Below are 25,949 nucleotides of genomic sequence, written 5' to 3'. Positions count from 1 at the left end.
TTACCGTTTGTTCTAGTCATGTTCACGGTTTGTGTCAACTTGGGATGTTGAGATCCGTATGGATGAACCGACAACGTGCCAGGAAGGGCGCCGCACCCGCGATCAAATGGGCATATAGTGCACAATCGTTCCGGTCGCTTGCGCAGGATCATGGGGCGCGCGGATCAAAAGGGCATTGGCGCGCGACAGCACTGTCAGCAGGCTGGAATCCTGGCTGTCAAAGGCCGTGACCTCTGCGTTCTCGACCACGGCACGCATGTAATGCATGCGCGGACCGTTTGGCCCCAGCGGTTCGGCCAGCCTGGCTGAGTGCAGGGCAGGGCGCGCCTCTCCCAATCCCAGCATCTTGTGGATCACCGGCGCCACGAAGACATGGCCGCAAACCATGGCCGAAACCGGATTGCCAGGCAGGCCAATCATCGCCATGTCGCCCAATCGCCCGGCCATCAACGGTTTTCCCGGGCGCATGGCGACTTTGTAAAACGACCGCTCCATCCCCAGTTCGGTCGCGACCCGGCCCACCAGGTCGTGATCGCCCACCGACGCCCCACCGATGGTCAGAACGAGATCGGCGCCCTGCGCCAGATCGAACGCCATGTGCAAAGAGGCTGCGGTATCGCGCGCGATGGGCAGCACGCGTGGCTGGGCGCCCATCGCCTCCAGCATCGCCTTGAGTCCGAATGTGTTCGACGCAATGATCTGATCGGGGCCGGGATCCTGCCCTGGCAGGACCAGCTCATCCCCGGTGGAGATCAGCGCCACATCCGGTTTGCGCGTCACCGGCACCAGCGGCACATTCATCGAGGCCAGAAGGGCCACGTCCTGCGCGCTCAGCCTGCGGGGTGCGTCGATGGTTGTGCCGGTGGTGAAATCGACACCGGCCGGGCGGATATTGGGTTTGGCGCCGGGCTCGTCCGTGATCGTGATCAGATCCCCGTTGCGCGTTACATCTTCCTGAATAACAACGAAATCCGCGCCTTCGGGCATCGGGGCGCCGGTAAAGATGCGCACCGCCTGGCCTGGCCCTACGGGGGCTGGGAACCGGCGTCCTGCGGCGGCCTCTCCGATCACCTTGAATTGGGCATGACGTTCCGCTTCGGCCGCCTTGATCGCATAGCCATCCATGGATGACGCCGCGAACGGCGGCTGATCCCGCCGCGCGATCACCGGCTCGCTCAGGACGCGGCCCGCGGCGTCGGCCAGCGGGACGGTTTCCTGCGGCAGCGGACGGGCAAGGGCCAGTACCTGCGTGAGCGCCGCGTCAACCGAGATCATTGTGCCTCGTACCGCCCTGATTTTCCACCGTCTTTCAGGGTAACATGGATGCCGCCGATCTCCATCGCCTTATCCACCGCCTTGACCATGTCATACACGGTGAGTGCGGCGGTGGAAACAGCCGTCAACGCCTCCATTTCGACACCCGTCTGGCCCGTTGTCTTGACCGTGGCCCTCAGACGGACCCCCGGCAAGTCGGGATCGAGGGTCAGATCGACCGCAACCTTAGTCACCGGCAGCGGATGGCACAGCGGGATCAGATCCGGGGTCTTCTTGGCGCCCATGATGCCAGCCAATCGCGCAACCGACAGAACATCCCCTTTCTTGGCCCGACCTTCTGCCACGATATCAAAGGTTTCGCGCGCCATCTTCACCCAGCCCGCTGCCGTGGCCACCCGGTCGGTCACGGGCTTGTCGGAGACATCCACCATATGGGCGTCGCCCTTGGCGTCGAAATGCGTCAGCGGCATCACATCGCCCCTTGCGTCAGCGGATTGGCCAGCAGCGCAATGGTGGCCGCCGTCACATCGTCCTGACGCATCAGGCTTTCGCCGATCAGGAAACTGCGCACGCCATAGCGCGCCATCTCGGCCAGATCGCCGGGTGCGGTCAGCCCGCTTTCCGAGATGATCATGCGCCCCTCGGGCACATGTTTGGCCAGCCCCCGCGTGATATCGAGGCTGGTCTCGAACGTCGCCAGGTTGCGGTTGTTGATCCCGATCAGGGTGGAGTTCAGCCGTGCGGCCCGGTCCAGCTCGGCCCGGTCATGGACTTCGATCAGGCTGTCCATGCCCCAGTCGGTGGCCGCCGCCTCCAGTTCGGCGGCCTGCGCGTCCGATACGGTGGCCATGATGATCAGGATGCAATCGGCGCCCAGGCTGCGCGCCTCGGCCACCTGATAGGGATCGTACATGAAATCCTTGCGCAAAACCGGCAGATCGCAGGCCGCGCGGGCCTGGGTCAGATAGTCCTTGGCGCCCTGAAAGCTGGGTGTATCGGTCAGCACGCTCAGGCACGCGGCCCCGCCTTGCGCATAGGCCTCCGCCAGCGCGGTCGGGTCGAAATCGGGCCGGATCAGCCCCTTGGAAGGGCTGGCTTTCTTGATCTCGGCGATCAAGCCATAACCGGAGCGGCTTGCACCGAGCAGCGCGTCGGCAAAGGGGCGTACAGGGTCGGCGGCGCGCGCCTCTGTCTCCACGGCCTCCATCGGTTTCGCGATCTTGTCGGCCTCCACTTCGTCGAGCTTGTAGGCTTTGATCTTGTCGAGGATGGTATCGGTCATGTCTCACCTTGAGTGATGCGTGCGAGGGCCGCGATCTTGCCCTTTGCCGCACCGCTGTCAATGGATTGGGCGGCGATCTGGACGCCCTCGCGCAGGTCTGTGGCGCGTTCGGCCACCACCAGCGCGGCGGCGGCATTCAGCAGCACTGCATCGCGGTAGGCCGAGGGTGCGCCATCAAGAAGCGCCCGGAAAGCGGCGGCATTGTCTTCAGGCGTGCCGCCCAGGATATCCTCGAACCGATGGACCGGCAGGCCGGCATCTTCGGGATGCAGCTCAACCTCCTTGATCACACCGTCCTCAAGGGCCGCGACCCAGCTGATCCCGGCAATGCTCAGCTCATCGGTACCATCCGATCCATGCACCAGCCACGCCCGGTCCGAGCCAAGCTGCGCCAGCGTTTCGGCCATCGGGTGGATCAGGTCGCGCGAAAACGCGCCGGTAAGCTGGCGGGTGACGCCTGCGGGGTTGGTCAGCGGGCCCAGGATGTTGAAAATCGTGCGCGTGCCCAGCTCGGCCCGGGTGGGCATCACATGGGCGGTCGCCGGGTGATGCATGGGCGCCATCATAAACGCGATCCCGGCCTCTTTCAGAGCTGCCTCAACCACTTGAGGGCCGACCATCACGTTGATACCCATCTGGGTAAGCGCATCCGCCGCCCCGGATTTCGAGCTGAGATTGCGGTTGCCATGCTTGGCCACGACAACGCCCGCACCGGCCACCACAAAGGCCGTCGCGGTCGAGATATTCAGCGTGCCCTTGCCATCGCCACCGGTGCCGACAATATCCATGGCCCCCTCGGGTGCGCTGACAGGGTTGCACTTGGCGCGCATCACGGCAGCGGCGGCGGCGAATTCGTCCACCGTTTCGCCGCGGGTGCGCAGCGTCATCAGAAAGCCGCCGATCTGACTTGGCGTGGCCTCTCCCTCAAAAAGGATCGCAAACGCTTCCTCGGCCTCGTCGCGGGTCAGCGGGCCATTGGCCGCAGCCCCGATCAGCGGTTTCAATGCGTCACTCATGCGGGCACCTTCATCTCGGCCAGAAAACTCTTCAACAGCGCATGCCCGTGTTCCGAGGCGATGGATTCGGGATGAAACTGCACACCGTGGATCGGCAGTTCCCGGTGTTGGAGCCCCATGATCGTGCCATCCTCCAGATAGGCGGTCACGGCGAGAGAGGCGGGCAGGCTGTCGCGTTCGACAACGAGTGAGTGATAGCGTGTCGCCTTGAACGGCGTCGGCAGACCCGCAAAGATCCCTTGGCCGGTGTGATGCATCGCGCCGGTCTTGCCATGCACGACCTCATGACAGCGCACCACCTTGCCGCCAAAGGCCTGCCCGATGGTCTGATGTCCCAGACACACGCCCAGAAGGGGGATACCCGCGTCAGCCGCGGCCTGGGTCAGCGACAGGCAGATCCCCGCCTGATCGGGATCGCAGGGGCCGGGCGACAACAAAATGCCCGACGGGCGCAGGGCAAGGGCCGCCGGAACATCCAGCGCATCATTGCGATGCACGACAACGTCTGCCCCCAGCTCTCCCAGATAGTGGACCAGGTTCCAGGTAAAGCTGTCGTAGTTGTCGATCAAAAGCAGCATGGGCCGGACGGATATCCATTAGGAAAGGGCTAGAGGTTTGCACCCCGCTCGCGGTATAAGGGCATACATGTTCAGGGTTGCGCGGCAGCGTCAAGAGGGGCCAGGCACGCAACACATGACGAGGCAAAGGCCGCCAAGACGGCCCTGTCGTCGCTGAACGGGACCGAGGTGGGCAAACCGGCAGGAGCGTGGCGTGGCACGAGGATTATTGAGTGGACTGATTTGGGGCAGTGTGATCGCCGCGGGCGGAGCGGTCGCCATATCGCTCAGTACGCCGTTGCCGCAACCGCCTCAGGTGGGCATGGCAGACCCCGAAGTCGACGCCCCGACAGAGCCGGACGGAACCGATATGGTCCAAGGCACGGCCGCGACGGGTACGCAGGCTGCCGCACCGGCGCAGCCCGGCAGCCCCAGCGCGCCCCAGGCCGACAGCCTTGCCGCGCTGGACGCGGCCGATACCGCCCCGGCCGAGGCGCCAGCGGTGGGTGGTGCCACGCCTCTTGCGGGGGCGGCGGCGCCTGACACGGATGCGCCCGCCATTGCATCCCGTGCCCCAACCCAATCCAGCCCGACACCCGTCGTTCCAGCGCCCGCGGCGCCGGAGGGCGAAGGAGATCTGCGGATATCCACCGAACCGGCTCAACCCGCGCCGCCGGAAGTGATCGAGGGGCCGCCCGGCTTTGCCGAGGTGCCTGCCGAACCGGCGCAGCCCGCCCCCCCACCAGTGCCCGATCAAGGGTCGGGCTTCGGGTCGGGCACGCAGGAGGAGGATGCACCCGAGACCGAGCAGGTGCAGGACAGCGGCGACACAGACCGCGCCTCAGATCCGCCACGCGTGGCAGCCTTGCCAACGGTCGATGCGCAGAGCCAGCCCGATGCGTCTGCAACGCCCGTACCCTCAATCGGCCAACGGGTGGTGCCTTTGACCGACCGGGACACAGGCGCGGACAGGCTTCCCTCCGTGGTCGACCCCGCACCCCCGGCAGAGGCCGCGCCCGACCCGGATCTGCCTCCGCTTGAGCGTTTTGCCGCGTCCTTTGAGAACCCCGAGGGCAAACCGCTGATGGGAATTGTTCTGCTTGACGTGGAAGGGTCGATCGGGGCCGAAGCCTTGGCGAGCTTTCCCTATCCGCTGAGTTTTGCGGTCGATCCGCAAGATCCCGACGCGGCGGAAAAGATGGCGCGCCACCGTGCGGCCGGGTTTGAGGTGCTGGCGCTTGTCGATTTGCCCAGCGACGGGGCGGCGCAAGACGCCGAAACCGCGCTTGAGGCCGGGCTGAGCACCTTGGACCAGGTGATCGGTGTCATGGAAGGGCCGGGCAGCGGTATTCAGGGCAATCGCGCGCTTTCGGATCAGGTCACGGCGATCTTGCGGGATGGAGGTTTTGGGTTGATCACCCAGAATGCGGGCCTGAACACCGTGCAGCAACTGGCCGCGCGTGACGGCGTGCCATCGGCCTTTGTGTTTCGCGATTTCGACGGCGCGGGGCAGACGCCCACGGTGATGCGCCGGTTTCTGGACCAGGCCGCATTTCGCGCGGGTCAGGACGGGGCGGTGATCATGATGGGCCGGGTGCAGCCCGATACGATCAGCGCTCTGCTGCTCTGGGGGTTGCAGGATCGTGCCAGCCGTGTGGCGCTCGCCCCGGTCTCGGCTGTCCTGACGGCCGAGTAGGGGTCGTCGGGCGTTCCCGGTCGAAACCCGGCCGTCTGGCGGTGCCGGGTCGCGCGGATCTGAGTGGGTTCAGGGCAGGGGCCGTTGCAGGCGCTCAGGCGCACTCATAGTCAAAGCCTGCCGCCACCAGGTTTCGCCAGCGATTTTGGCGATGGGCATAAAACCGGCGGGCAAAGGCGGCGACGATTGGTGTGATCAGCCCGGCCTCGATCTCGATCCGATCAGTATAGCATGTGCCGTTCCCGTCCGGCGCAATGGTGATCAGGTGATCCCAGCGCCGGATCAACGCGCTGTGTCCGTTGTCGCGGATCTTGAGACCTTCGCCCTCTGGCGCGGGCCAGGAGATGCTCACGACCTGACGTCCCAGCGGCAGAACACCGTAGAGTGCCATGCGCACCACATAATCGCCCTCCTTCCAGCGATCGGGAAACTGTGGTGGCGCGACCGGGGTAAAGCGGATCATCGGATGGGTGACATATTGCAAAAGGCGCGGGGTCCCGACCGCGTCCCAGACCCGATCTGGCGGAGCATCAAGATAGGTGCTGATGGTGTGTTCTGCCATAAGCCAAGACGTAGCGGCCTTTCAGGGGCGCGGCAAGGCCAGGATCGCCGGTATGGTCCAGCGCTCTCAATCTGGTTCGGTCGCTGCCATCCTAAAGCGTCTGTTCTTCGGAACGTCTTGAGCGCGTTTGAATGGCACGCGGACAGGCGGCTTTGCTATGGCCCTCATCAAACGGAGGGTACGCCTGCCGGGCACCCTCGCCCAACTCGGGATCAGCTGGGGTTGCGGGCCAGATGGGCGGTGAAGGCGTCGCGCAGGAGCCCTCTGTCCTGAACGCCGTTGATCACCTGCTGCACTTGGCCTGCGCCATCCAGCAAAAGCAGCGTCACATGGGGCTGGCCGTGCCGGTTGGCAAAGGCCGCCCCTTCGTTATTGCGGATATTGGCCACCAGATAGGTAAGCTGATCGTCGGGGATGCCGCGCAGCGCTTTGCGGGTTTCGCGCTGAAGGGCGGTGCAGAGGCTGCATTGCGGGTCATGGATCTGCACAATTGCGGGGGTGCCGGTACCGATCCGGCTGAGGTCATGCTCGGCCGCGGTGGCCTGCACCGCATTGACCGAAAAGACGCCGACACCCGTGACCACGGCCACGCCCCCCAGCATCATCAACCGCCGGGAGAGGCCGTTCTTGCGCGCCCCCTCTACCGAAGCGGCTGGCTTTTTCTTGCGTTTGGAGGATTTGGCCATGTCCTGGGTCCCGATGATCCCTAATGTGCCGTCAGTCTGCGGATCTGGGAGGGGCGAGACAAGTCACGCTTGCGTCATCGCAGCACGCCGCGCCCATCGGGTGCGTCGGATTGCCTTGGGCTGGGCCTCGCACGTCTGAGGTTGTCTGTTCCGGCGCCCCCTCTGCGCGGGCCCGGGTCAGGAGACCTCAGCGGTTGCCCGAGCGGGTGAAGCGCGCCGCATCTTCGACCGCGCGGCGGATGGCGTTGGATTTATGCACCGTCTCTTCGTATTCGGCCTGTGCGTCGCTGTCATAGACCACGCCGCCGCCTGCCTGGATATACAGCGTCTGATCCTTGACCACTGCCGTGCGCAGCGCGATGCACATATCCATGTCACCCCCCGCGCTGAAATAGCCCACGCCGCCGCCATAGATGCCGCGCTTTTCCGGCTCCAGCTCGTCGATGATCTCCATCGCGCGCACTTTGGGCGCGCCCGAGACGGTGCCTGCGGGCATGCCGGCAAAAAACGCATCGACCGCGTCCTTGCCCTCGTCCAGCTCTCCCACCACGTTCGACACGATATGCATCACATGGGAATAGCGCTCGATGATGAACTGTTCGGTCGGGCGCACGGTGCCGATCTTGGCCACGCGTCCCACATCGTTGCGCCCCAGATCGAGCAGCATCAGATGCTCGGCCAGCTCCTTCTGATCGGCCAGCAGATCGGCCTCAAGCGCGCGATCCTCCTCGGGGGTGGCACCCCGGCGCCGGGTGCCCGCGATGGGGCGGATCGTGACCTCGCGGCCAAAGACCCGCACCAGGATCTCGGGCGAGGCGCCCACCACCTGAAACCCGCCGAAATTGAAATAGAACATGAAAGGCGATGGGTTGGTGCGGCGCAGCGAGCGATAGAGCGAAAAGGGCGGCAGGGTGAAATCCTGCGCCCAGCGTTGGCTGGGCACCACCTGAAAGATATCGCCCGCGCGGATATACTCCTTGGCGGTCTCAACGGCTGCGCGATAGGCCTCGGGCGTGACGTTCGAGACCGGTTCTGCCGTCTCCATCGCGTCGCCCAGATCGCGGCTTTCGGACGGCATCGCGCGTTCCAGATCGCGCACCGCGTCCATTACCCGTTCGGCGGCCTGCGCATAGGCGGCGCGCGCGGTCTGTTTGTCGCTGGCCCAGGCGGGGGCCACGACGGTAACCTCGCCTTTCACGCCATCCAGCACCGCGATGACCGTGGGGCGGATCATCACCGCGTCGGGCAGGCCAAGCGGGTCGGGGTTCACATGCGGCAGATGTTCGACATGACGCACCATGTCATAACCGAGATAGCCAAAAAGCCCCGCCGCAGCCTGGGGCAGATCCTCGGGCAGGTCCATCCGGCTTTCGGCGATCAGGCGGCGCAGATTGTCCAGCGGGTTGCCGTCTTGCTTGTGAAACCCTTTGGGATCATAGCGGGCACTGCGGTTCAACTCGGACACCGGGCCCCGGCTGCGCCAGATCAGGTCGGGTTTCATCCCGATGATGGAATAGCGCCCACGCACCTCTCCGCCGGTCACCGATTCCAGCATAAAGGCGTTCTCGGCCGCGCCCGTCAGCTTGAGCATCAGCGAGACGGGCGTGTCCAGATCGGCGGCAAGCCGGGTAAAGACGATCTGGTTTTCGCCCGCCTCATAGGCGCGCGAAAAGCTCTCGAACTCGGGCGTAAGCGCCATCTTACTGAAAACTCGTCAGCACCGCGTTGAGCGCGCGCTCATCTATCCGGGGTTCGGCGCGGAACTGGACATCGCGCACATAGGCATCGAAAAGCGCCCGCGCCAGCGTCTGGTTCAGCTCCTCGCTCAGCGCCTCGCGCAGCCGCGCCATGTCGCCGGTCGTTTCTGCCGGTTTCACCTCGTCCAGACGCAGCACGATCACCGCACCTTCGGCCGGCACAATGCGCAGATCACCCTGCTCCATCTCGAACACGTCGATGATGAGGCCGGGCGGGATCCCTTCGATAAAGGCGGTGCGGGTCAGATCCGTTTCGGTGACGGGCGAAAGACCGACAGCGGCAAACTCGCCCTGAGTGGCCAGTGACGCGACCATTCCTGCGGCCTGCACCTCCAGCGCGGCTTCGGTCGCCGCGCGGGTCGCGTCCGTCAGAACCTCGGCGCGCGCGTCCTCAAAGGGCTGCGGACGCTGCGGCAGGGTACTGTCGAGCCGGATCGCAAAAAGGCCGCCATCGTCGAGAAACGCGATTTCCGGGAAATCGTCCTGGGTCAGAGCAGCGGCGGCCCCCCGGAACGCCCCATAAGCGGCAATCCCGTCGAGCGTCTCATCGGTCCAGGCGATCTGGCCCAGCTGCATATCGGTCTCGGCCACCAGCTCTTCCAGTGTGGCACCGCCTGCCAGCAGATCTTCATAGTCCTGGCTCAGCACTTCGATCTGACGGCGGGCGCGGTCCTGGGCCAGTTCGTCGCGCAACATCGGCTCGGCCTCTTCAAAGCTGATCGCTTGCGCGGCGAGGACCGCGTTGACCCGAAAGAGGGCAGGGCCCAGAGAGCTGGGCAGAGGCCCCACCACATCGCCCACGTCCGCCGAAAAAACTTCGGCCGAGGCCGCACCGAGATCTGAGGCGGTCACATCGCCCAGATCCACGTCCGCCAGATCAAGCCCGCGATCTTGCACCAAAAGCTCGAACCTGGTGCCGCCGACCTCCAACTGGGCCATGGCGTCGCGCGCGGCGGCCTCGTCGGCAAAGACCAGACGCTCGACCAGCCGACGCTCAGGCTGATTGAACTCGCTCTCGCGGGCGGCATAGGCGTCGCGCAGGGCGGTCTCGTCAACCTCGACCGTATCGAGCAGGTCGGCAGGATGCATATGCGCATAGGTAATCTGGCGCGTCTCGGGCAGGGTGTAGCGGTCGATATTGCTGTCGTAAAAGGCGCGCAGCTCTGCTTCGGTCGGGGTCGGGACAGGCGCAGTCAGGGACGTCTCGTCCAGCAGAGCCCAGGTAAAGCTGCGGCGCTCGCCGATATACTCGACGATCACGTTATTGAGCGTGTCGGGCATCCGTACCCCGCCCAGAATAGCGGCCTGTACAAGGGTCCGTGCGGCCTCGTTCCTCAGATCGGCCTCGAACTCTGCCTCCGACAGGCCCGCGCTTTGCAGAGAGAACCGGTACGCTTCGCGGTCAAAGGTCCCGTCAAGCCCCTGAAAGGACGGGATGCGCACAATCTCCTGTTGCAGGTTCTGATCGCCGATGGAGATGCCCATCTCCGTCGTCTCATGGTCCAGCGAGGCCAGCGCCACAAGCCGCGCCAGCACCTGTTGGTCCAGACCGATCGCGCGGACCTGGTCCATCGGCAGGGCGCGCCCGGTCTGGGAGATCACGGCATTGATCTCGCGCTGCAATTCGCGGGCGAACTGATCGACGCCGATGGATTGCTCCCCGGCCTTGCCCACGGTGCGTACGGTGCCCGACAGGTTTGTCGCGCCGAAGCCCGCGAGACCCACAAAGAGCAGGCCCAACAGGATCCAGACAAAAGTTTTCGACAGGCTGGTACGTGCGGCCATGATGCCCCCGATTTGTGCAATTCGCCCCGTCAATACGATGCAGGGCGAAGGGGGGCAAGATCAGATGCTCAGGCTTGTCAAACGTGTGAAGAGCTGGCCGATCCCGGCCCGGTCGAGATTGGCAAAGGCGATGCGGAGCTGGCGCGCGCCGACGGGATCGTCTGCGGGCGTGAACATGGTGCCGGGCAACAGGAGGATCCCGGCCCTTTTGACCAGCAGCGGCGCGAGCTCAGCCGAGGTCATGTCAAACGGGTGCTCGGTATAGGCGAAATAAGCGCCCACGCCCATCAGCCGCCAACCCTGCGCGGCAAGGGGGCCGAACCCTTCTTCGATGGCCGCGCGCCGGTCGAGGATTTCGGCCCGTTCGCCCGCCAGCCATTGGCCCAGATTGCGCATGCCCCAAAGGGCGGCGATCTGGCCGATCTGGTTGGGGCAGATCGCCACCGTGTCGAGGAATTTCTCGACCTCCGCCAAGCGGCTCTGGGCGGCGACCATGGCGCCGACACGGTGCCCGGTCAGCCGGTAGGCCTTGGAGAAGGAATAGAGGTGGATCAGCGTATCGGACCAGTCGGGATCCTGGAAGAGATCATGCGGCGCGCCAGACCGGCTGTCAAAATCGCGATAGGTCTCGTCGACGATCAGCGCGATGCCGCGTGCGCGGCACAGGTCGAGAAAGGCGCGCATCACCGCGGCGGGGTATTCGACGCCGCCAGGGTTGTTGGGTGAGACCAGCGATATCGCCCGGGTCCGGTCGGTGATCAGCGCCGCGGCCCGATCGGGATCGGGCAGCAGATCGGGACCGGTGGGCAGCGGCACAGCCCGCACGCCGGACATGTCGAGCCACATCTTATGATTGAAGTACCAGGGGGTTGGCAGGATCACCTCATCCCCTTCGGCGGTCAGGGTGCTGATCGCGGCGGCAAAGGCCTGATTGCAGCCCGAGGTGATGCAGACCTGATCCGGCGCGATGTCACCGCAATAGGCCACCGCCCATTGCGCAGCCAGTTCCGCGCGCAGTTCGGGCAGGCCCAGAACGGGACCGTAAAGATGCGCGGCGTCGTTGGTCAGCGCCGCATCCGCCATCGCCTGGCGCAGAGCCCGTGGCGGGGGATCGACCGGGGCGGCCTGGCTGACATTGATCAGCGGCGCATCGGTGGGGAAGGTGACTCCGTCGAGCCAGCGCCGTGCCTCCATCACCGGAGGGGCAAACGTGGTTGCGGTGCGGGCAAGGGGCATCGGCGTGATCCAATTGAGCGCGCGTGCCGCGCGCATACGATATTTTGAAAAGGCGCTTCGGGCTCACCAAAGCAGCAGCATCCGAGCCGCCCACGCATTCGGACCTTGTCTGCCAGAGCGTCAGCCCCCGCTCAAGAGAAATAGCCGTCTCCCCGTTCCGGGGCCCCTCGGCGATGTCTCTTGCCCGCGTGCCGCCGCTCCGACCGACCGGCCTCACGCGGGGGCGGCTCCGAAGCAGCGGTTGAGGTCAGTCCGTTCCGCGATAGGGTTCGACATATTGCAGCGCCATGTCCCAGGGGAAGAAGATCCAGGTGTCCTGGCTGACGCCGGTGATGAAAGTATCGACCTGCGGCTCGCCTTTGGGTTTGGCATAGACGGTGGCGAAATGCGCCTTGGGGTAGAGCGCGCGAACCAGCTCTAGGGTTTTGCCCGAATCCACCAGATCGTCGATCACCAGAATGCCGGTGCCATCGGCCATCATCCCCGCGTCGGGGGATTTCAGCACCATGGCCTCGGCCTGGGACTGGTGGTCATAGCTTTTGACGCTGATCGTATCGACGGTGCGGATATCGAGCTCGCGCGCGACGATCATCGCGGGCGCCATACCGCCGCGGGTGATGGCGACGATCGCGCGCCACCGCCCGTCATCGGGGCCTTTGCCGTCCAGCCGCCAGGCCAGGGCGCGGGCGTCGCGGTGGATCTGGTCCCAACTGACATGAAAGCCTTTTTCATGGGGCAGGCGGTCGGACATCGGATTTCTCCTCAGGCTTTGGTGATGTCGGGGGCGTCAACCGCCTTCATGCCGACCGCGTGATAGCCCGCATCCACATGCAGCACCTCGCCGGTGACGCCCGATCCCAGATCCGACAGCAGATAAAGCGCCGTCTTGCCCACGTCATCAATAGTTACATTGCGGCGCAGCGGCGAGTTATACTCGTTCCACTTCATGATATAGCGGAAATCGCCGATGCCGGAGGCGGCCAGCGTCTTGATCGGGCCGGCACTGATTGCATTGACACGGATGCCGTCCTTGCCCAGATCCTCGGCCAGATAGCGCACCGAGGCCTCAAGGGCGGCCTTGGCCACGCCCATCACGTTGTAATGCGGCATCACCTTTTCGGCGCCGTAATAGGTCAGTGTCAGAGCCGTTCCGCCGGGGGCCATCATCTTTTCTGCACGCTGCACGACGGCGGTGAAGGAATAGACCGAGATATCCATCGACATCTGGAAATTGGCACGGCTGGTGTCGACATAGCGCCCGCGCAGCTCGGACTTGTCGGAAAAGCCGATGGCATGAACGATGAAATCCAGCCCGTCCCAACGTTCCTTGAGCGCCGAGAAAAGCGCGTCGATCGAGGTCTCGTCGCCCACATCGCAGGGCAAAACGATGTCGCTGCCCAGCTGCGCGGCCAATGGATCGACGCGTTTTTTCAACGCATCGCCCTGATAGGAGAAGGCCAGCTTCGCGCCCGCATCGGCGGCGGCCCGCGCGATCCCCCAGGCGATTGACTTGTCATTCGCCAGCCCCATGATAAGGCCGCGTTTGCCTGCCATAAGTTGATTTGACATTGCCCGGTCCTCACCTGCTCTTCTTGACTGATCCAGACCTTTAGGCGATTGACCGATCCGCTTCAAGTGCGTGCGGTGCGCAGGGCACGGAGTCGATGAAAGGGAACGAGAATGAGCGATCGAGCCGGAATTTTTGCGGGCGATGACCCGTTTGAGATCGCCCGCGCCTGGCTGGCCGAGGCAGAGACAAGCGAGACAAATGACGCCAATGCCATTGCCCTGTCGACAGTGGATGCCGATGGCCTGCCCAATGCGCGGATGGTGCTGCTGAAAGAGATCGAGGCGGCGGCCTTTGTTTTCTACACCAATTACGAAAGCCGCAAGGCCGCCGAGATTGACCAGGCCGGCAGGGCGGCGTTCGTGATGCATTGGAAGTCGCTGCGCCGACAGATCCGCGTGCGGGGCCTGGTGACCAAGGAGGACGGTCCGCAGGCAGATGCCTATTTTGCCTCGCGCTCGCTCAAGAGCCGCCTGGGGGCCTGGGCTTCGCGCCAGTCGCAACCGCTGTCGGGGCGTGGTGCGCTGATGGCCGAGGTGGCGAAGGTCACCGCTCGGCACGGCCCAAATCCAGCCCGTCCGCCTTTTTGGGGCGGCTACCGGATCACCCCGGTCGAGATCGAGTTCTGGGCAGATGGGCCGTTTCGGCTGCATGATCGGTTCGTTTGGCGCCGCGCCGAGCCCACGCAAGAATGGGGCGTTGAGCGTCTGAGCCCCTGAATTTCGCGTGACGCGAAATGCAATACATTGATTATTAAGTGTTTTTAGCGCTTGAAATCCATGGTCGATTTCGCGCAAGACTAGGAATGGGCGGGCCAATCAATACTATGGAACCAATGCGTTGGCAGACGATCAAGATAACCTCAAGCACGTTAAAGGCCATGTGAAATGGTTCGACCCTTCCAAGGGGTTTGGGTTTGTGGTCGCCGATAGCGGCGGGCCGGACATCCTGCTGCATGTCAATGTGCTTCGGAATTTCGGGCAGAACTCGATTGCCGACGAGGCCCGGATCGAGCTTGTGACCCATCACACCGAACGGGGCGTGCAGGCGGTCGAGATTGTCTCCATCGCGCCGCCCGAACGCGATGACAGCGCGGGTCTGCGCGATCTGGCCGAACTGCCCGCCGATGTGGTCGAGGATATCCCGCTGGAGCCGGGCCGGGTCAAATGGTTCGACAAGGTCAAGGGATTTGGATTTGCAAATGTCTTTGGTAAACCGGAAGATGTGTTCTTGCATATCGAGGTCCTGCGCCTGTCGGGCCTGGCGGATGTGCAGCCGGGAGAAGCATTGGCGATGCGCGTGATTGATGGCAAGCGGGGGCGGATGGCGGCTCAGGTTTTTCCGTGGGAGATGGGCCTGCCGGCAGAGGAGCCCGGCGGGTGATCGGCGGGATGGCGCGCTTTGCGCCGCTTGTGCTGGCCTGGATGCTTGCGGCAGGTGCGGCGTGGGCGGCGTGCGCGCCGGACCGTGTGGCGCTGCGCGGGGCATGGGGGCAGGCCCAGTTCGGCGTGGAGGTGGTGGACGAGCCTGCAGAACGCGCCCAGGGTCTGATGTTTCGCGAGACCCTGCCGCTTTCCTCGGGCATGCTCTTTATCTACGACTATCCTCAGCCTGTGTCCTTCTGGATGAAGAACACGTTGATTCCGCTGGACATGATCTTTGTGGATGAGACCGGACTGGTGCGCGCGGTCAAACACGAGGCTCAACCCGGCGATCTGACGCCGATCCCCGGGGGCGATGAGATCTTGGTCGTGCTTGAGATCAACGGCGGATTGGCGCGGCGCCTGGGGATCGGGCCGGGCAGCCAGATGCAACATGAGGTTTTTCAGGATCGCGGCGCTCTTTGGCCCTGTTAGGGCTTTTCAAAGCGCGGCGGGGTCGCTAGGAACGCGCATGGTTCGGGGCGTGGCGCAGTCTGGTAGCGCACCTGTTTTGGGTACAGGGGGTCGTGAGTTCGAATCTCGCCGCCCCGACCATTTCGACACTTTCCTGCGGATGTGATCCAATTGCGCGCCCTGCCGGGCGCATTCTTTTTTGTGATCGGCGCATCGATCCGAGCGGGCACGCGCCGGTGGTCCCGGGCGGGTTTTCAAGATACGAACAGGCTTTGGCGGGCGAGGCGCCTAGGGTTCCGGCACGCCACCAGCGCTGAGGTAGAACGCATCGAGCCTGCGGCGCAATTCCGCATCCACGAAGGGAACCTGCCGCGGTGCTCCGGCCTTTTGCGGAATATCTATGTAGATATCGTTGCGCACCAGATAGCCCGGGGCGTTCCGCTCGGCGCTGAAGCGGATCACCATGCGCGGCAAGGCCTCGGTTGTTCCGCCATAATCCAAGATGAAGGCCGCCGTTACGGGCGGGGACATCAGTTCGCGGCATTCCGCGGTGTTCGGGCTGGGCAGCCTGAAGTCCTGACCGGGTCCGGCGCAGGATGCGCGCACGGCCTCAAAGAGCGCCTCCGGGAACACAGAGAATCGCGCTTTACCGGATGCGGGCCCTACATCTTGTGGCGTGCAGGCACCCAGCAACAGGATAAGGGGGCCAATCAGGGCTTTCATATGGTGTCTCCTGGCCACATCCGAGGCGGGCCGCTTTGGTTTTGATCTGGGCTGCGACGGGCCGGGTTCAAGTCCCCCGAAAAGGGCCGCGCTTATCGCGGCCCCCTAACTGCCGTCTCTAAACGATTTGTGACAAAGGACAAAACCCGATTGCTCTCCGGGTGCACCCTGGGGGCAAGTTTGGGGATGAATCACTGCCCCGCGTAACCCGGATCAGCGGGGGCTTTGGTCAACAGAAAAGAATCCCGATTTACGAAAAATTCTCGTTGACGGTATGGGGCAGAATACGCCAAGTTGTGTTGGCCGGTCGCATCGCCACTACATCTGGTAGTCAGAAGCCAGGGAGGCGACGACGGTTGGGACGGTAACACGCCGAGACAGTCTGAGAAGATGGATGCTCCGCGCGCTCTGAGCGTTGTGGAATGCCGGGACAGGCATGGCCGGACCGATCCGAGGCGACGGGACACGCGCAAGAACTGCGCGGACAAAAACTGGGACGAGCTGAACAGAGGCAGCGCAGATGCAAATTGAGAGAAAATTCACCACAGCCGGTCAGGATGCCTATGCGGATCTGGATTTCATTCAGGCCACGTCGGAGATTCGCAACCCCGATGGATCCATCGTGTTCCGGTTGGAGAATATCGAAATTCCGTCCAGCTGGTCGCAAGTCGCAAGCGATGTGATCGCGCAGAAATACTTCCGCAAGGCGGGCGTTCCCAGCCGTCTGAAAAAGGTCAAGGAGAAGGGCGTTCCCGAATTCCTGTGGCGCTCTGTCCCGGATGGCGATGATGTGGCGTTCGGCGGAGAAACGTCCTCCAAGCAGGTGTTTGACCGTCTCGCAGGCGCCTGGGCCTATTGGGGCTGGAAAGGCGGCTATTTCTCGACCGAGGAGGACGCGCGCGCCTATTTCGACGAGATGCGCTTCATGCTGGCCACGCAAAAGGCGGCCCCGAACTCGCCCCAGTGGTTCAACACCGGTCTGCATTGGGCCTATGGCATCGACGGGCCCGCACAAGGCCACCATTATGTCGATTACAAGACCGGCAAGCTGACCAAGTCGAAATCCTCCTATGAGCATCCCCAGCCGCATGCCTGCTTTATTCAGGGCGTGCAGGACGATCTGGTGAATGAAGGCGGCATCATGGACTTGTGGGTGCGTGAGGCGCGGCTGTTCAAGTACGGCTCAGGAACGGGCACCAATTTCTCGCTGTTGCGCGGCGAGGGCGAAAAGCTGTCGGGCGGCGGGAAATCCTCCGGTCTGATGGGCTTTCTGAAAATCGGCGACCGTGCGGCGGGGGCCATCAAATCGGGTGGCACCACGCGGCGCGCGGCCAAGATGGTGATCGTCGATGCGGACCATCCCGATATCGAGGAATTCATCAACTGGAAGGTCGTGGAGGAGCAGAAGGTCGCCTCGATCGTCGCAGGCTCCAAGATGCATGAGCAGCGTCTCAACAGCCTCTTTGCCGCGATCAAGGCCTGGGACGGTGCGGTCGAGGATGCCTATGATCCCAAAAAGAACGAGGCTTTGAAACAGGCCATCCGCGAGGCCAAGAAGGTCGCGATCCCCGAGACCTACGTCAAGCGCGTGCTGGATTACGCCAAGCAGGGCCATACCAGCATCGAATTTCCGACCTATGACACCGATTGGGATTCCGAGGCCTACAGCTCGGTCTCGGGGCAAAACTCCAACAACTCCATCCGCGTGACCGATGCCTTCCTCTATGCGGTGGAAAAGGATGCCGATTGGGAGCTGATCAGCCGCGTCAATGGCGAGGTGATCAAGACCGTCAAAGCGCGCGATCTGTGGGAGAAGGTCGGGCACGCGGCCTGGGCCTGCGCCGATCCGGGCATCCAGTACCACGACACCGTGAATGCCTGGCACACCTGCCCCGCTGACGGGCCGATCCGTGGGTCGAACCCATGCTCGGAATACATGTTTCTTGATGACACGGCCTGCAACCTGGCGTCGATGAACCTGCTAACCTTCCTCAAGGACGATGCGTTCGAGGTCGAGGATTACATGCATGCCACGCGGCTCTGGACCGTGACGCTGGAAATCTCGGTGCTGATGGCGCAGTTTCCCAGCCGCGAGATCGCGCAGCGGTCCTATGATTTCCGCACGCTGGGTCTGGGATACGCCAATATCGGCGGTCTTCTGATGAATATGGGATATGGCTATGACAGCGACGAGGGTCGTGCGCTGTGCGGGGCGCTGACGGCGATCATGACCGGCGTGTCCTATGCCACCAGCGCTGAGATGGCCGGAGAGCTGGGGCCGTTCCCCGGCTATGCCAAGAATGCCGACAACATGCTGCGCGTGATCCGCAATCACCGCAATGCGGCCTATGGCGCGACCTCCGGCTATGAGGAGGTGAACGTCACGCCGGTGCCGCTGGATCACGCCAATTGCCCCGATGGCCGCCTGGTCGATATCGCGATGTCGACCTGGGACGAGGCGCTGAAACTGGGTGAGGCGCATGGGTTTAGAAACGCGCAAGCGACCGTCATCGCGCCCACCGGCACGATCGGCCTGGTGATGGATTGCGACACCACCGGGATCGAGCCGGATTTCGCACTGGTGAAATTCAAGAAGCTCGCGGGCGGCGGTTACTTTAAGATCATCAACCAATCCGTTCCAGCCGCTTTGGAAAAGCTGGGCTATGGCTCGGCCCAGATCGAAGAAATCGTCTCCTATGCGGTGGGTCACGGCACCATCGGGAACGCGCCGGGGATCAACCACACCTCGCTGGCGGGTCACGGGTTTGGGTCAAACGAACTGGCCAAGGTGGACGCGGCGCTGGCGCAGGCCTTCGACATCCGGTTCGTGTTCAATCAGTGGACGCTGGGTGAGGAGTTCTGCACTCAGGTCCTGGGCATCCCGGCGGCCAAGCTGAACGATCCGACCTTTGATCTTTTGCGGCATCTGGGCTTTTCCCGGGCAGATATCGAGGCGGCCAACGATCACGTCTGTGGCACCATGACCCTTGAAGGGGCGCCGCATCTGAAAGAGCAGCACTATCGCATCTTCGATTGCGCCAACCCTTGCGGCAAGAAGGGCAAGCGCTTCTTGTCGGTCAACAGCCACATCACCATGATGGCCGCCGCGCAGAGCTTCATCTCGGGCGCGATCTCCAAGACCATCAACATGCCCAACGATGCCACGATCGAGGATTGTCAAAAGGCCTATGAGCTGAGCTGGTCCCTGGGTGTGAAAGCCAACGCGCTCTACCGCGACGGCTCGAAGCTGTCGCAACCCCTGGCGGCGGCCCTGGTCGAGGATGACGAGGACGCAGCCGAGATCCTGGAAAGCGGCAGCCCCGCCGAAAAGGCCGCGGTGCTGGCCGAGAAGGTGATCGAAAAAGTCATCGTCAAGGAGATCGTGCGCAGCCACCGCGAAAAGATGCCGCAACGGCGCAAGGGCTATACCCAGAAAGCCATCGTCGGCGGGCACAAGGTCTATCTGCGCACGGGCGAGTATGAGGATGGCAACCTGGGCGAGATCTTCATCGACATGCACAAGGAAGGTGCGGGCTTCCGGGCGATGATGAACAATTTCGCCATCGCCGTCTCGGTTGGCCTGCAATACGGCGTGCCGCTGGAGGAGTTCGTGGATGCCTTCACCTTCACCAAGTTCGAACCGGCCGGCATGGTCCAGGGCAACGATTCGATCAAGAACGCGACCTCGATCCTGGACTACGTGTTTCGCGAATTGGCCGTGTCCTATCTCGACCGGACCGATCTGGCACATGTCAAACCCGAAGGGGCGAGCTTTGACGATCTGGGCCGCGGCGCCGAGGAAGGGGTGGCCAACATTTCCGAGCTCAGCGATACGGCAGCGTCCAAGTCATTGGAGGTGCTGAAACAAATCAGCTCAACGGGCTATCTGCGCAAGCGCCTGCCACAGGAACTGGTGGTGCTGCGGGGCGGCCAGACGGTCGGGGCGACCGCGCTCGACACCTCTGGCAACCCGGTCGAGGCGCTGCAAAGCCTGGTGCCTGAAACGGTGACGGCAGAGCTGACCACGACGACAACCGCGATGGCCATCGGCACGGTGGAAATCGACCCGCGCACCAAAGCCAAGATGCAAGGCTATGAGGGCGAAGCCTGCGGTGAGTGCGGCAACTATACGCTGGTGCGCAACGGCACCTGCATGAAATGCAACACCTGCGGTGCGACATCGGGGTGTAGCTAGACGGATCGCACCCCTTTTTGGGATGTGAAGGGGCAAAGGGCCTTTGGTCCGGCCCCGACGACACAAGGGGACGGGCCGGATCGGCCCTCCCAGACACCCGGCGGGGTGAGGCTCCGCAGGTTTTCTGTCGAAAACCGGCTCTGTCTCACTCCGCGAGAAATCCCGGATTTCTCACGGGACAAGGGGTGGGTGCGCTCACCCCGGACGACGCTCAGGCCGCAGGCAAAAAACACCGGGCGGTAAACTACTGAGCCTGAGTGGCGAAACTCACAAGGGGGGCTCTGGCCCCCCTTTTTTCTGGCGCGCGAACCGGGCCCTCCGGGACGTCCCAATAGGGCTTTTTCTGGCCATAAATATTCCCGGAGCGCGAGGCAGAGCCTCGCAATACCCATCCCTTATCCGATCGCTCAGGTTCCGCAGAACGTGGCGGCGACGACCTCCTCCGGGGTCGGAGGGCGTTGCAGATCCGCATGTTCCGGTTGATCTTCGAAGGGTCGCGCGAGCACCGCAGTGAGCCGGTCGAACAGCGTATAATCCCCGCCTACCGCCGCTTCGATCATCTGTTCGATCCGGTGATTGCGCGGGATGAACGCGGGGTTGGCGGCCTCCATCACACGGGCCGGATCGGCCTCGCGGGTCAGCCGCGCATGCCATGTCTCCGCCCACTGATCAAACGCGCCCGGATCGCTGAATTGATCGCGCGCGGCCGCGCCGGGGAGGCTGCGGAACGTGTTGGTAAAGTCGGCCTGGTGTTTCGCCATCCGCTCCAAAAGCCCCGTCACCAGGTCAAGATCGCCGTCCTGGGCATGTGCGATACCGATCTTTCGCAAGAAAATCTCGGACCAATGCGTTTGGATCAGTCCGGGCATGGCGTGGACGATCGCGGTGGCCTCTTCGACGGCAGCTTCTTTATCGACCATCTGCTGGATCAGCGCGGTGGCCAGCTGCGCCAGATTCCAGACCACGATATCGGGCTGGTTGGAATAGGCATAACGTCCAAACCGATCTATCGAGGAGAACACCGTTTCGGGGTGATAGATATCCAGAAACGCGCAGGGCCCATAATCAATCGTCTCACCGGATATCGCGCAATTGTCTGTGTTCATCACCCCGTGGATGAAGCCCACGCTCATCCAGGCCGCGATCAGCCGCGCCTGCGCATCCCGAACCGCGCTCAACAGGCCCATCGGACCCTCGGCATCCGGGTAATGGCGGGCGATGGCGTAATCGGTCAGCGTGCGCAGGTTGTGAACCTCTCCGCGCGCGGCGAAGATCTGGAATGTGCCCACGCGCACATGGCTGGCCGCCACGCGCGTCAGGACCGCGCCGGGCAGGGCGCCATCCTCGCGATAGACGGGTTCTCCGGTTTCCACGGCTGCCAGCGCGCGCGTGGTGGGGATGCCCAGCGCATGCATGGCCTCGCTCACCACATATTCGCGCAGCACCGGCCCCAACCAGGCGCGCCCGTCGCCCATGCGCGAATAAGGCGTCGGGCCGGAGCCTTTGAGCTGAACATCGCGGCGGATCCCATCGGCGCCCAGCACTTCGCCCAGAAGGATCGCGCGCCCGTCGCCCAGCTGCGGGTTCCAGTTGCCGAACTGATGTCCGGCATAAAGCTGGGCCAGCGGGGCCGCGCCTTCTGGCACCGCATTGCCGCCAAAGATCGCGGCGAGATCCGGCAGATCGGCGCGCGAGATCCCCATCACCGCGGCCAGATCGTCGTTGAACGCCAAAAGCCGCGGCGCACGCACTGGTGTCGGGTCGAGCCGCGAGAAAAACGCAGGCGGAAGGGCGGCATAGCTGTTGTCAAAGCGCAAGGTCATGGGGCTGAGATAGACGCATTTCGCCTCAAGGAAAAGGGCGTGTCATCAGCATATAGCGGGGCCGCGCGGCAAACCCGGTTTTGGCATAAAGGCGCTGTGCCGCCGTGTCGTCGCGATCCACTTCCAGATGCAGCGCCCGTAACCCTGCACCGGCCAATGCGCGCGGCAGGGCCAGCAGCACTTCGCTCGCAATGCCGCGCCCGCGCACCGTGGGACGAATGAAGATCTCGTCGACAAAGCCATCGAGCCCGCCAAACTCAACCGACCAGCCAAAGGTGATCACCACATATCCGATGGGCGCCCGGCCCGGCCCGATCAGATAGGCCGCGCCATGTGGGCTGCCCTCCAGCAAGGGGTGCAAGGCGGCGCGGCGCGTCGTGTCGTCCTGGACAATGTCCATCTCGGAATGAAAGGCGGCGACAAGCGGGATCAGCCGGTCCAGGTCCGCTGGCCCCGCCAGATGGAGAGAGGCGCTCACAACCGGGCCAATCTGTCTGTCAGCAGGTCAAAGAACGCATCCGCCTGCACATCGCCCATGAACATCGCGTTGGGCGCACGATCCGTGACACCCCACCAATCCGCGACCGTCATGCCCAATGTCAGGGGGGAAGTGGTCTCGACCTCCACATTCACATGGCGCCCGGAAAAGAGATCAGGCTGAATGAGATAGGCAATCACGCAAGGGTCGTGCAGCGGCGCACCGGCGGAGCCGTATTTCTGCTTATCGAACCGCTCAAAGAAATCGGTCCATTCGGCCACCATTCGGCCAACCTGCGTGCCCATTGCACGAAATGCCGCGACACGTGGCGCTGTGATCAGCGCCCCATGGGTCACGTCAAGCGGCATCACCGTGATCGGAATGCCAGATTTAAACACGATATCAGCCGCTTCCGGATCGACATAGATGTTGAATTCAGCCGCAGGGGTAATGTTGCCCACCTCGAAATAGGCGCCCCCCATCAGCGCGATTTCCTGCACTTTCGCCGCGATATCGGGGGCGCGTTCCAACGCGGTCGCGATATTGGTGAGCGGGCCCAGCGGGCAGAGTGTGACGGTGCCCGCTGGAGCGTTCCGCAGCGTATCGATAATGAAATCCACCGCGTGCCCCTTCTGCAAGGGCATCACCGGGTCGGGCAGTTGCGGGCCATCGAGACCGGTCTTGCCATGCACATGTTCGGCCGTGATCAGCGCACGCGACAGCGGCGTGTCACAGCCTGCGAAGACCTGCATATCGGGCCGCCCGGCCAGTTCACACACGATGCGGGCGTTGCGCTCGGTCAGGGTCAGGGGCACATTGCCTGCGACCGCTGTGATGCCAAGAACCTCGATATGTTCCGGGCTGGCCAGCGCCAACAGGATGGCCACGGCGTCGTCCTGCCCGGGATCGGTGTCGATGATGATCTTGCGCGGTGCCATGAAACCTCTCGCTGGCTATCGGGGATAGGACGGACATGTTAAATCCTGTATGAGACCATCATGCAATGCACAGGGGCCGCGATCCGGGCGGTGCCCCCTCACGACGAAGACGGAGCAGACCGATTTCCCCAGATCCCGAAGACGAACCGGTGGCCGATGCGGCCATGGATGCCAAGATGCGCCAGATCTGGTCGCTGTTTGAAAAACCCTGGGCCAAGCGGTTGTTGCGCGCCTATCTGCCGCCCACCCAGGTGCGGTCGATGGGCTGCGACTTCATCGTGCATCCGCGCGACAATTTTACCGAGTTCACGATGTGGGAGACCGGCCTGCCGCCCGAGCATGAGGCGACCGCCCATATCGCCGACCGGCTGCGCGGCACCGCCCCCGTGATCGTCGATGTGGGGGCGAATGCAGGCGCGTTCTTTTTGCCGCTGCATGTGGCGGGCGGGCCGGGGACGCGCTCGGTCGTGTTTGAGCCCAACCCGGTGATGCGCGCCCGGCTGGAGCGCAACATCGCGCTCAACACCGGCCAGGGTGTGACAGTGTTCGAGTGTGCCGTGAGCGATGAGGAGGGGCGGTCTGCGCTCTATTTCCCGCGCAACGGCAATCTCGGCCAGGGGCGCGTGACCAAGGCCTATCCGCACAAGAAAGGCGCCGAAGGGGCCGAGGTGGCGCTGCGCCCCTTGCGCGATTGTCTGGCCGAAGCCGGGGTGGGCCGCATCGATTTTCTCAAGGTCGATGTGGAGGGGCTGGAAGACCGTGTGCTGATGCCCGTTCTCACCGGCGATGCGGCGCTGCATCCGGGGCTGCTTTACTTCGAAACCGTGCATGATCGGGTCTGGTCGCTGCCGCTGATGAAGACACTGGGCGAGGCGGGGTATGCCCTTGTTCAGGAGTTCGACGGCAACAGCCTTTTTGAGCGGGGCGTTTGACGCGTCCAATAGCTTTTCGAGTTCAACCTGACATTTATCATCACTTTCTGCGTTCGACCGAAGGGAGAGGCGGCGACAAAGGGGGTCAGGTTTTCCTCGAAACGCTTTGGGCTTGTTGCATCGTCTGGGCTCAAGAACCGAGACCCGCCCCCGAGCCTGGGTGGGGGCTGGTCGGCGGTGCCGACCGGGCAAAACGGCAAGGCGGAGCGCCACAAGTCTCCGCACCGTGTCAGGCCGTGTCGCGTTCGGCGGCCTTGGCCGCATCCCAAAGCGCGTCCATTTCCGCCAGATCGCTGTCCTCGGGGCGTTTGCCGCGCGCGGCCAGCGCCGCTTCGACAAAGGCAAAGCGCCGGGTGAATTTCGCGTTGGTGCGGCGCAACGCGGCTTCGGGTTCCACCCCCAGATGGCGGCCCAGATTGGTAACGACAAAGAGAAGATCGCCAAACTCCTCCTCGATCTTGTCGGGGCTCAGATGGTCGCGCGCCTGCGCCAGCTCGCCTGCCTCCTCGACGATCTTGTCCAGCACCTGCGCGGTCTGGGGCCAGTCGAAGCCCACGCGCGCGGCCCGTTTTTGCAGCTTGTAGGCGCGCAACAGCGCAGGCAGGCCCACGGCCACACCGTCCAGCGCGCCTTTTTGCGCCTTTCCGGCGCGTTCGGCGGCCTTGATCGCCTCCCAGTCGCGGGTTTGCTGGTCCGCGGATTTGTCGCGGCTTTCCTCGCCGAAAACATGCGGGTGACGTGCAACCATCTTGTCCGAGATCGCCCGCACCACCGATTGAAACGTGAAATGCCCGGCCTCTGTGCCCATCTGGGTATGATAGACGGTCTGGAGCAGCAGATCACCCAGCTCCCCTTCCAGCTCGGCCCAATCGGCGCGCTCGATGGCGTCGGCGACCTCATAGGCCTCTTCGATGGTGTAGGGGGCGATGGTGCCAAAATCCTGTTCGATATCCCACGGACAGCCCGTTTCGGGATCGCGCAGGCGGCGCATGATCTCCAAAAGCCGTTCAATCCCGGCGGTTTGGTCGTGGATCAGAGGGGTGTCAGGCATTGCGGGCGGCCTCGGTCTGGTGTCAGATGCATGTGACGGAAACAACAGCCCCGAGTCCAGCCCATGCCCGTGATCAACCGAATCTCATCCTTTGCCGAGGATATGGCCGCCTGGCGCCAGCATCTGCATACCATTCCCGAGCTGGGGCTGGAGTGCCCCAAGACGGCGGCCTTCGTGGCCGAGCAGCTGCGCGGCTTTGGTGTGCACGAGATCCACGAAGGCATCGCCCAGACCGGGATAGTGGCAATCATCGAGGGCCAGGGGGAGGGGCCTACGATCGGCCTGCGCGCAGATATGGACGCGCTGCCTATCGAAGAGGCAACGGGAGTGCCCTATGCCTCGACCCATCCCGGGCGCATGCATGCCTGCGGGCATGACGGGCATACCGCGATGCTGCTGGGGGCGGCGAGATATCTGGCCGAAACGCGCAACTTCTCGGGGCGGGTGGCGCTGATCTTTCAACCCGGAGAGGAAGCGGGCGGCGGGGGCGAGGGGATGGGGCGGGGGGGGATCATGGGCCGGGTCGGGGGGGGCAGGGGCTGTGGGGGGCAAAAC

At 63.7% G+C, this 25,949-nt stretch carries 24 protein-coding genes and 1 tRNA gene; 8 read left to right on the top strand and 17 right to left on the bottom strand.

The features are described from left to right. Positions 1–102: 102 nt before the first annotated feature. Genes glp through HEP69_RS13725 form a run of 5 tightly spaced genes read right to left on the bottom strand, consistent with a single transcriptional unit; the run spans position 103 to position 4,151 of the window. Positions 103–1,275 carry a gephyrin-like molybdotransferase Glp gene (gene glp / locus HEP69_RS13745; RefSeq protein WP_290559118.1) on the bottom strand — a complete coding sequence of 391 codons (1,173 nt, stop codon included), beginning with the start codon at positions 1,273–1,275 and terminating at the stop codon, positions 103–105. Continuing rightward, on the bottom strand, positions 1,272–1,745 hold the full coding sequence (gene moaC, locus HEP69_RS13740; RefSeq protein WP_290559117.1) for a cyclic pyranopterin monophosphate synthase MoaC: 474 nt from the start codon (positions 1,743–1,745) through the stop codon (positions 1,272–1,274). Before moaC ends, glp begins: the two co-directional genes overlap by 4 nt. After that, the gene (gene trpC, locus HEP69_RS13735; RefSeq protein ID WP_290559116.1) at positions 1,745–2,557 is read right to left on the bottom strand and encodes an indole-3-glycerol phosphate synthase TrpC; all 813 of its coding nucleotides are present in this window, start codon (positions 2,555–2,557) and stop codon (positions 1,745–1,747) included. Before trpC ends, moaC begins: the two co-directional genes overlap by 1 nt. Further along, complete coding sequence (gene trpD / locus HEP69_RS13730) at positions 2,554–3,573, bottom strand: anthranilate phosphoribosyltransferase (RefSeq protein ID WP_290559115.1); 1,020 nt, start codon at positions 3,571–3,573, stop codon at positions 2,554–2,556. Before trpD ends, trpC begins: the two co-directional genes overlap by 4 nt. After that, complete coding sequence (locus HEP69_RS13725; RefSeq protein ID WP_290559114.1) at positions 3,570–4,151, bottom strand: aminodeoxychorismate/anthranilate synthase component II; 582 nt, start codon at positions 4,149–4,151, stop codon at positions 3,570–3,572. Before HEP69_RS13725 ends, trpD begins: the two co-directional genes overlap by 4 nt. A gap of 193 nt (positions 4,152–4,344) precedes the next feature. On the opposite strand from HEP69_RS13725, the gene HEP69_RS13720 reads away from it, so the two are divergent. Then, positions 4,345–5,826, top strand: a complete 1,482-nt coding sequence (locus tag HEP69_RS13720) for a polysaccharide deacteylase family 2 protein (protein WP_290559113.1) — start codon at positions 4,345–4,347, stop codon at positions 5,824–5,826. Positions 5,827–5,920: 94 nt separating this feature from the next. Here the strand turns inward: HEP69_RS13720 and HEP69_RS13715 are convergent, their stop codons facing one another. The 7 genes from HEP69_RS13715 to fabI form a co-directional block, all read right to left on the bottom strand. Next, positions 5,921–6,388 (bottom strand): hypothetical protein, encoded by a 468-nt coding sequence (locus HEP69_RS13715; RefSeq protein ID WP_290559112.1) that lies wholly within the window; start codon positions 6,386–6,388, stop codon positions 5,921–5,923. Between the two features lie 212 nt (positions 6,389–6,600). After that, positions 6,601–7,074, bottom strand: a complete 474-nt coding sequence (locus HEP69_RS13710; RefSeq protein ID WP_290559111.1) for a hypothetical protein — start codon at positions 7,072–7,074, stop codon at positions 6,601–6,603. A gap of 187 nt (positions 7,075–7,261) precedes the next feature. Next, positions 7,262–8,773, bottom strand: coding sequence for an anthranilate synthase component I (trpE, locus tag HEP69_RS13705; RefSeq protein ID WP_290559110.1), 1,512 nt, complete (start codon positions 8,771–8,773; stop codon positions 7,262–7,264). Position 8,774: 1 nt separating this feature from the next. Next, complete coding sequence (locus tag HEP69_RS13700) at positions 8,775–10,616, bottom strand: peptidyl-prolyl cis-trans isomerase (RefSeq protein WP_290559109.1); 1,842 nt, start codon at positions 10,614–10,616, stop codon at positions 8,775–8,777. Positions 10,617–10,676: 60 nt separating this feature from the next. Next, positions 10,677–11,852, bottom strand: a complete 1,176-nt coding sequence (locus HEP69_RS13695; RefSeq protein WP_290559108.1) for an aminotransferase — start codon at positions 11,850–11,852, stop codon at positions 10,677–10,679. 247 nt (positions 11,853–12,099) lie between these two features. Beyond that, positions 12,100–12,603, bottom strand: a complete 504-nt coding sequence (gpt, locus tag HEP69_RS13690) for a xanthine phosphoribosyltransferase (RefSeq protein ID WP_290559107.1) — start codon at positions 12,601–12,603, stop codon at positions 12,100–12,102. 11 nt (positions 12,604–12,614) lie between these two features. Beyond that, positions 12,615–13,421, bottom strand: coding sequence for an enoyl-ACP reductase FabI (gene fabI, locus HEP69_RS13685; RefSeq protein ID WP_290559106.1), 807 nt, complete (start codon positions 13,419–13,421; stop codon positions 12,615–12,617). 111 nt (positions 13,422–13,532) lie between these two features. On the opposite strand from fabI, the gene pdxH reads away from it, so the two are divergent. The 4 genes from pdxH to HEP69_RS13665 all read left to right on the top strand — a co-directional run bounded on the left by pdxH (position 13,533) and on the right by HEP69_RS13665 (position 15,395). Beyond that, complete coding sequence (gene pdxH, locus HEP69_RS13680) at positions 13,533–14,138, top strand: pyridoxamine 5'-phosphate oxidase (RefSeq protein WP_290559105.1); 606 nt, start codon at positions 13,533–13,535, stop codon at positions 14,136–14,138. A 121-nt stretch (positions 14,139–14,259) separates the two neighbouring features. Further along, entirely contained in the window at positions 14,260–14,802 is a 543-nt protein-coding gene (locus HEP69_RS13675) for a cold shock domain-containing protein (RefSeq protein WP_290559104.1), read from the top strand. 41 nt (positions 14,803–14,843) lie between these two features. Continuing rightward, positions 14,844–15,275, top strand: a complete 432-nt coding sequence (locus HEP69_RS13670) for a DUF192 domain-containing protein (RefSeq protein ID WP_290559187.1) — start codon at positions 14,844–14,846, stop codon at positions 15,273–15,275. A 43-nt stretch (positions 15,276–15,318) separates the two neighbouring features. Continuing rightward, positions 15,319–15,395: transfer RNA gene (locus HEP69_RS13665), tRNA-Pro, on the top strand. Positions 15,396–15,542: 147 nt separating this feature from the next. On the opposite strand, the gene HEP69_RS13660 is transcribed toward HEP69_RS13665, so the two are convergent. Further along, positions 15,543–15,977, bottom strand: a complete 435-nt coding sequence (locus HEP69_RS13660; RefSeq protein ID WP_290559103.1) for a hypothetical protein — start codon at positions 15,975–15,977, stop codon at positions 15,543–15,545. Between the two features lie 520 nt (positions 15,978–16,497). Here HEP69_RS13660 and HEP69_RS13655 point away from each other — a divergent pair. Continuing rightward, positions 16,498–20,172 carry a vitamin B12-dependent ribonucleotide reductase gene (locus HEP69_RS13655; RefSeq protein WP_290559102.1) on the top strand — a complete coding sequence of 1,225 codons (3,675 nt, stop codon included), beginning with the start codon at positions 16,498–16,500 and terminating at the stop codon, positions 20,170–20,172. Between the two features lie 407 nt (positions 20,173–20,579). Here the strand turns inward: HEP69_RS13655 and HEP69_RS13650 are convergent, their stop codons facing one another. Genes HEP69_RS13650 through HEP69_RS13640 form a run of 3 tightly spaced genes read right to left on the bottom strand, consistent with a single transcriptional unit; the run spans position 20,580 to position 23,411 of the window. After that, positions 20,580–21,995, bottom strand: a complete 1,416-nt coding sequence (locus HEP69_RS13650; RefSeq protein WP_290559101.1) for a protein adenylyltransferase SelO — start codon at positions 21,993–21,995, stop codon at positions 20,580–20,582. Positions 21,996–22,020: 25 nt separating this feature from the next. Further along, positions 22,021–22,473, bottom strand: coding sequence for a GNAT family N-acetyltransferase (locus HEP69_RS13645; RefSeq protein WP_290559100.1), 453 nt, complete (start codon positions 22,471–22,473; stop codon positions 22,021–22,023). Continuing rightward, positions 22,470–23,411, bottom strand: a complete 942-nt coding sequence (locus HEP69_RS13640; RefSeq protein ID WP_290559099.1) for a nucleoside hydrolase — start codon at positions 23,409–23,411, stop codon at positions 22,470–22,472. Before HEP69_RS13640 ends, HEP69_RS13645 begins: the two co-directional genes overlap by 4 nt. A 149-nt stretch (positions 23,412–23,560) precedes the next feature. Between HEP69_RS13640 and HEP69_RS13635 the strand changes: the two genes are divergently transcribed. Further along, positions 23,561–24,343, top strand: a complete 783-nt coding sequence (locus HEP69_RS13635) for an FkbM family methyltransferase (RefSeq protein WP_290559098.1) — start codon at positions 23,561–23,563, stop codon at positions 24,341–24,343. Positions 24,344–24,572: 229 nt separating this feature from the next. On the opposite strand, the gene mazG is transcribed toward HEP69_RS13635, so the two are convergent. Next, entirely contained in the window at positions 24,573–25,394 is an 822-nt protein-coding gene (mazG, locus tag HEP69_RS13630; RefSeq protein ID WP_290559097.1) for a nucleoside triphosphate pyrophosphohydrolase, read from the bottom strand. Between the two features lie 63 nt (positions 25,395–25,457). Between mazG and HEP69_RS13625 the strand changes: the two genes are divergently transcribed. Continuing rightward, positions 25,458–25,949, top strand: a 492-nt coding sequence (locus HEP69_RS13625) for an amidohydrolase (protein WP_290559096.1), incomplete at its 3' end; no start/stop codon positions are given.

Source organism: Aestuariivita sp. (genome assembly GCF_021404545.1).
Lineage (GTDB): Bacteria > Pseudomonadota > Alphaproteobacteria > Rhodobacterales > Rhodobacteraceae > Aestuariivita.
The sequence above is the reverse complement of the archived record's forward strand: the minus strand, read 5'-3'. Positions and strand labels throughout refer to the sequence as shown.